This is a genomic window from Roseisolibacter sp. H3M3-2, assembly GCF_029211165.1.
In the GTDB taxonomy this organism is placed as follows: Bacteria; Gemmatimonadota; Gemmatimonadetes; order Gemmatimonadales; family Gemmatimonadaceae; genus Roseisolibacter.
The window spans coordinates 1-5,614 of record NZ_JARGEK010000322.1 but is presented as its reverse complement, the minus strand read 5'-3'; the positions used below and the strand labels follow the sequence as shown (position 1 = coordinate 5,614).

8 protein-coding genes are annotated in these 5,614 nt (G+C 77.7%); 5 read left to right on the top strand and 3 right to left on the bottom strand.

The window, feature by feature from the left end:
- The coding region (locus PYV61_RS20040; RefSeq protein ID WP_275834943.1) for a PAS domain-containing protein at nt 1-360 on the bottom strand (360 nt) is incomplete at its 3' end.
- 203 nt (nt 361-563) lie between these two features.
- On the opposite strand from PYV61_RS20040, the gene PYV61_RS20035 reads away from it, so the two are divergent.
- A complete protein-coding gene (locus tag PYV61_RS20035; protein WP_275834941.1) occupies nt 564-1,406 on the top strand; it encodes an MBL fold metallo-hydrolase in 843 nt (280 codons plus the stop codon).
- A gap of 90 nt (nt 1,407-1,496) precedes the next feature.
- Nucleotides 1,497-3,206 (top strand): ATP-binding protein, encoded by a 1,710-nt coding sequence (locus tag PYV61_RS20030; protein WP_275834939.1) that lies wholly within the window; start codon nt 1,497-1,499, stop codon nt 3,204-3,206.
- A gap of 60 nt (nt 3,207-3,266) precedes the next feature.
- On the opposite strand, the gene PYV61_RS20025 is transcribed toward PYV61_RS20030, so the two are convergent.
- On the bottom strand, nt 3,267-4,136 hold the full coding sequence (locus tag PYV61_RS20025; RefSeq protein ID WP_275834937.1) for an SRPBCC family protein: 870 nt from the start codon (nt 4,134-4,136) through the stop codon (nt 3,267-3,269).
- Nucleotides 4,133-4,501 (bottom strand): metalloregulator ArsR/SmtB family transcription factor, encoded by a 369-nt coding sequence (locus PYV61_RS20020; RefSeq protein ID WP_275834935.1) that lies wholly within the window; start codon nt 4,499-4,501, stop codon nt 4,133-4,135. Before PYV61_RS20020 ends, PYV61_RS20025 begins: the two co-directional genes overlap by 4 nt.
- 105 nt (nt 4,502-4,606) lie before the next feature.
- Between PYV61_RS20020 and PYV61_RS20015 the strand changes: the two genes are divergently transcribed.
- The 3 genes from PYV61_RS20015 to PYV61_RS20005 form a co-directional block, all read left to right on the top strand.
- Entirely contained in the window at nt 4,607-4,888 is a 282-nt protein-coding gene (locus PYV61_RS20015; protein WP_275834933.1) for a hypothetical protein, read from the top strand.
- A gap of 11 nt (nt 4,889-4,899) precedes the next feature.
- Nucleotides 4,900-5,151 (top strand): hypothetical protein, encoded by a 252-nt coding sequence (locus tag PYV61_RS20010; protein ID WP_275834931.1) that lies wholly within the window; start codon nt 4,900-4,902, stop codon nt 5,149-5,151.
- Between the two features lie 256 nt (nt 5,152-5,407).
- The coding region (locus tag PYV61_RS20005; RefSeq protein WP_275834929.1) for a hypothetical protein at nt 5,408-5,614 on the top strand (207 nt) is incomplete at its 3' end.

Below are 5,614 nucleotides of genomic sequence, written 5' to 3'. Positions count from 1 at the left end.
CAGCACGACCAGCAGCACCGCGCCGTCGGCGCCGCGCACCGCGGCCACCGTCTCGACCGCGCGCGCCGCGCGCTCGGCGCCGCGCCGCGCCGCCGCCACCGAGCGCGCGGGCCCGTCGGGGGCGAGCGCGTCGAGCGTGCGCCGGCGCGCCGACGGCTCGGCGACCCAGTCGTCGAGCGCGCGCCCGCGCAGCGCCGCGCCGTCGGCGACGCCCAGCAGGTCGGCGAGCCCCGGGCTGGCGTCGAGCAGCCGCCCCTCCGCGTCGCTGACGTAGAGGGCGGCGCCGAGCCGCCGCACCATGGCCGCGATGGTCGACGGGTCGTCGAGCGCGCCGACCGCGCGCGGCGGGATCTGGGTCATCGGGCTCCTCCGGACGCGGTGGCGTCGCTGCAACGTTCCCCGGCACTCCGCGGGACCGCCGCCGGGTGCGGGGAACATGGAGCGGGGACCGGGGGGAAGCAAACCGACGGCTGCGGCGCTGCGGGGCTGCGGAGGCGCGCCGCTGCTCTTCCGCAGCCCCGCAGCGCCGCAGCACGGCACGGGACCTGAGCGTGGCGCTCCCCATGTCCTCCGAATCACCGGTCTCCCTCTGGCTCCTGGGCAGCGGCAGCCAGGGCAACGCGGCCGCCGTCGCCTGGGGCGAGCGGCTGCTGCTGCTCGACGCCGGCGTCGACCTGCCGGTGCTGCTGGCGCGCATGCGCGACGCCGACCTCCACCCGTGGTACGTCGAGGAGGTGCTGCTCTCGCACGGGCACCGCGACCACGTGCTCGGCGCCGCCGCCGGTGCGAAGGCCTACGGGTGGCGCGTGTGGGCGACGCTCGGCACGGTGTGGCGCTGGCGGGCGCTGCGCGGCGTGGACGTGCGGCCGTTCGAGGCGGGCGCCGCGTTCGACGCCGGCCCGTTCCGCGTGCGCACCGCCGCCACCCCGCACGACGTCGACGACTCGGCCGCGTTCGTGGTCGAGGCGGGGGGCGTGCGGATCGGCTACTGCACCGACCTCGGTCACGCGCCCGACGCGGTGGTCGCGCTGCTGCAGGGCGTCGACGCGCTGGTGCTCGAGTCCAACTACGACGAGGCGATGCTGCGCGGCGGGCCGTACCCGCCCGAACTGCAGGCGCGCGTCGGCGGGCCCACGGGGCACCTCGGCAACGCGCAGGCGGCGGAGGTCGCGCGCGCGGTCGCGCATCCCGGGCTGCGGCACCTCGTGCTCGGGCACCTCAGCCGGCACAACAACACCCCCGCGCTCGCGCTGGCGTCGATGCGGCGCGCGCTGGAGGGGACCGCGTTCCGCGGCGTCGTGCACGCCGCGCCGCCCGACACGGTGCTCGGACCGCTCACCCTCGAGCCCGCCATGCCGGAGGGGGCGCCGGCTGGCGTGGAACGCGGGATGCCTCATGTTGGGTGAGCCGACGTCCCCTCCCGACACGCCCGCCTGGTCCGGGGCGCCGGCCGCCCGATCCGTACGCGCGTCGCGACGCCGCGGCGCGGAGGCCGCGTGTCACGTCCCGCGGGCCACGATCCCACGCTCGGCGCCCCGGCTCGCCTCGACGCGATCCGCCGCCTCGAGCTGCTCGACCGCCCTGCCGAGCCGGCGCTCGAGCGCCTGATCACCCTGGCGGCGGCCGCGCTCGAGGTCCCGATCGCCCTGCTCTCGCTGGTCGACGACCGCCGCCAGTTCTTCACCGCCGCCGTCGGCATCCCGGAGCCGTGGGCGTCGCGCCGCGAGACGCCGCTCTCGCACTCGTTCTGCCAGCACGTCGTGCGCGCCGGCGAGCCGCTGGTCGTCGAGGACGCGCGCGCGCACCCGCTGGTCGCCGACAACCTCGCCATCAGCGAGATGGGGGTCGAGGCGTACCTCGGCTTCCCGGTCGCGTCGCCCGACGGCTCGGTGCTCGGCAGCCTCGCCGTCGCCGACGTGCGCCCGCGCCCGTGGTCGCCGCGCGACGTGCGCCTGCTCGGCCTCCTCGCCGGCGTCGCCACCCGCGAGGTCACCCTCGGGCGCGCCGCGCGCACCACCGCGGCGCTGCTGGAGCACGCGTCGGACGCCTACCTCGCGCTCGACGAGGAGCACCGCGTCACGGGGATCAACGCGGCGGCCGAGCGGCTGCTGGGCGCGGCGCGCGACGCGGTGGTCGGGCGCGTGGTGTGGCAGCTGCTCCCGGGCGCGCTCGCCGACGCCGTCGAGCCGGTGGTCGAGCGCGCGACGCAGGAGCACCGCGTGGTCGAGACCGAGGTGCGCGCCGCCTGCGCCGCCGACGCGCCGGAGCGCGAGTTCGAGCTGCGCGTCCTCCCGTCGCGCGACGGCACGGCGGTGCTCGCCCGCGACGTGACCGCGCGCCGCGTCGCCGAGGCCGAGCGGCAGCGGCTGCTGGAGTCGGAGCACCTCGCCCGCGTCGCCGCCGAGGACGCGAACCGCGCCAAGAGCGACTTCCTCTCGGTCATCTCGCACGAGCTGCGCACGCCGCTCAACGCCATCGCCGGGCACGTGCAGCTGGTGGAGCTGGGGGTGCACGGCCCGCTCACCGACGCGCAGCGCGACGCGCTCGAGCGGGTGCAGCGCGCGGGGCGCCACCTGCTCGGCCTCATCGAGGACCTGCTGCGCTTCGCGAAGCTGGAGGCGGGGAAGGTGGAGTTCGACGTCGCCCCGACGCGCGTGGCCGACGTGCTGGCCGACGTGCTCCCGCTCATCGAGCCGCAGGCCGCGGCGCGCCGGGTCCCCGTGCGCGTCTCGGCCGACGGCGACGCGGTGGTGTGGGCCGACCGCGGGAAGCTCGGGCAGGTGCTGCTCAACCTGCTCGCCAACGCGGTGAAGTTCTCCCCCGCCGACGCGCCGGTCGAGATCGCGCTCGGCCCCCGCGACGACGCGCCCGACCGCGTCGAGCTGCGCGTGCGCGACGCCGGCGCGGGGATCCCGGCGGACCGCCAGGCGCACATCTTCGAGCCGTTCGTGCAGGTGGGCCGCTCGCTGAACAACCCCGCCGAGGGGACGGGGCTCGGGCTGGCGATCAGCCGCGACCTCGCGCGCGGCATGGGCGCCGAGCTGCAGGTGCGGAGCGCCGAGGGGCAGGGGTCGACGTTCTCGGTCGTGCTGCGCCGCGTGCAGACGCCCGACGGCGCCACCACCGACCGCCGCGCGCGCACCGACCGCCGCTTCCACGCCGACCGGCGCCGCGACGACCGCCGCGGTCACCCGCCGCCATCCTGAGCGCAGCGAAGGATCCCTCCGGCCGCTGGCCGAGCGGTTCGGAGGGATCCTTCGCTGCGCTCAGGATGGTGTCAGCGACGCCGCGACCACGTCCGCCAGCTCTCCCCACGCCGCCCCCGACCGCTCCGCGTACTCGGCCCACTGCTTCCCCATCCGGTGCACGAGCGTCATCGCGCACCCGTCGCCGTCGGGCGCGAACGTCACGCGCACCAGGTCGCGGTCTTCCGAGAAGGCGGGGATGGCCCAGGTGAACGCGAGGCGGCGCGGGCGGTCGAACTCCACGTACTCCCCCTCGTGCGCGACCACGTCGCCGTCGCGCCGCACGACGAGGCGGAGCGACCCGCCGGGGCGCGCGTCGGCCGTCGCCTCCAGCAGCTCGCCCGTGCCGCCCATCCAGCGGCCGAGCACCGCGGCGTCGGTCCAGGCGTCGAACGCGCGCGCCGGGGAGGCGGCGACGCGGCGCTCGACCCGCACCAGCACGACGTCGTCGTCGAGCAGCGTCTCCAGCGCGGCGAGGCACTCCTCCCACCCCGCCTCGACGTGGTCGTAGTGCGCGAGCCCCGGGAGGATGCGCGCGTGCACCAGCGTCAGCTCGGTGAGCGCGGGGCCGAGCGCGCGCAGCGTGAAGGTCACCTCGGTCGGCGTGTCGTCGCGGCCGAAGGACCCCTCGTAGCGCCAGCTCTGCACCACGCGCGCGTTCGGCACCAGCTCGAGGAAGGTCCCGGTCGTGAGGTGCTCGTCGCCGTCCGGCCCGACGACGCGCACGCGGTACGCGCCGCCGACGCGCGGCTCGGTGAACGCCTCCGCGACCCGGTACGGGGGCGCCGTCATCCACCGCGCGAGCAGCGCGCCCGCGGTGAGCGCGGCGTACACGCGCGCCGCCGGCGCGGCGAGGGTGCGGACCATCGTGACGGTGCGGGGTGCGGTCATGGGCGGGGGTCGGTGGGCGGCGCGTCGGCGGGGTCCGGGGCGTCCTCGGCGAGCAGCGATGCGAGCGCGTCGAGCCGCTCGCCCCAGAACCGCTCGTAGTGCGCGAGCCAGCGCTGCGCCTCGGCCAGCCGCTCGGCGTCGAGGCGGCACCGGTGCACCCGCCCCTCGACGCGGCGCCGCACGAGGCCGGCGCGCTCGAGCACCTGCACGTGCTTGGACGCGGCGGCGAGCGACATCCGGAACGGCTCGGCGAGCTCGCCGACCGAGCGCTCGCCGGCCGAGAGGCGGCGCACCATCTCGCGCCGCGTCGGGTCGCCGAGGGCGCGGAAGACGAGACTCAGCGGGTCGGCGGCTCGTTCAACCATGTGGTTGATGATACAGCCGTGACGCGAAAGCGCAACCGTCCGGTTGAACGTCGGCCATGGGGCATGTCCGTTGCTCCTCCTGGCGGCTCTCACACCGGAGCGAGCATGCGCGACGACCAGGACCGGAAGGACAGGGACGGCTACGGCGACGACCAGGGGACGCGGGTCGGGCGCCCGGACGCGCCGGCGCGGCCGGCGCCGCGCGACGCGCAGGGCGGCGACCCCCGTGACGGGCAGGCGGGGACCAACCGCGAGCCGGTGACGGACGGCCTCGAGGGGTCGCTCACCGAGTCGCGCGGCCCGCAGCAGTCCCGGGTGCAGGACGCCGCCCGCGGCGAGGACGGCGGCGACAAGGCCGGCGACGACCGCCGCGTCTTCGACCTCTGAGGGACGACGTCATGGCCGACGAGGAGAAGCGCACCCGGACGGGGAGCCTCGGCGCGGGCGCGGAGGCGGCCGCCGGCGAGCACGCCGCCCGCCCGGGACAGGGCTCGGACGACGCGACCACCGGGCGCGGCGAGGAGGACGGCGCCGACCGCGCGGGGTCGGAGCCGCTGACGCGCGACCGCGAGCACAAGCCGAGCTACGGCGGCGAGGGCGGGCGCCCGCGCACGAGCTCCGACACGCGCGAGCCGATCAACCCGAGCTGACGGCCCGCGCGGGCGGCGGGGCGGCGGACGCTTGACGCCGCCGCCCCGCCGCGGCCATCGTGCCGGACACCGATCGACGCCCATGCCGAGCCGACCGCTGACCGACACGACGACGCGCACGACCATGCGCACGACGACTCCCCGCCGGGGAGGCGCCGTCCCGTCCGTCGTGTAGGCCGCACCGCACGGCACCCGACGACGACGCGCGGCCTCCCCCACCGGGAGGCCGCGCGTCGTTTCCGCCCCCTCCGCGCCCATGCCCTCCGCCCGCCCCGCCCCCACCGTGCACAAGTTCGGCGTCGCCGCCCTCGCCGACGCCGGCGCCGCGCGCCTCGCCGCGGCGATCGGCGCCGCGCAGCGCGGCGACCCGGGCGCGCCGCTCCCCACGGTGGTCGTCGTCTCGGCGATGCACGGCGTGACCGACACGCTGCTCGGCGCCGCGCAGCGCGTCGGTCACGCGCCC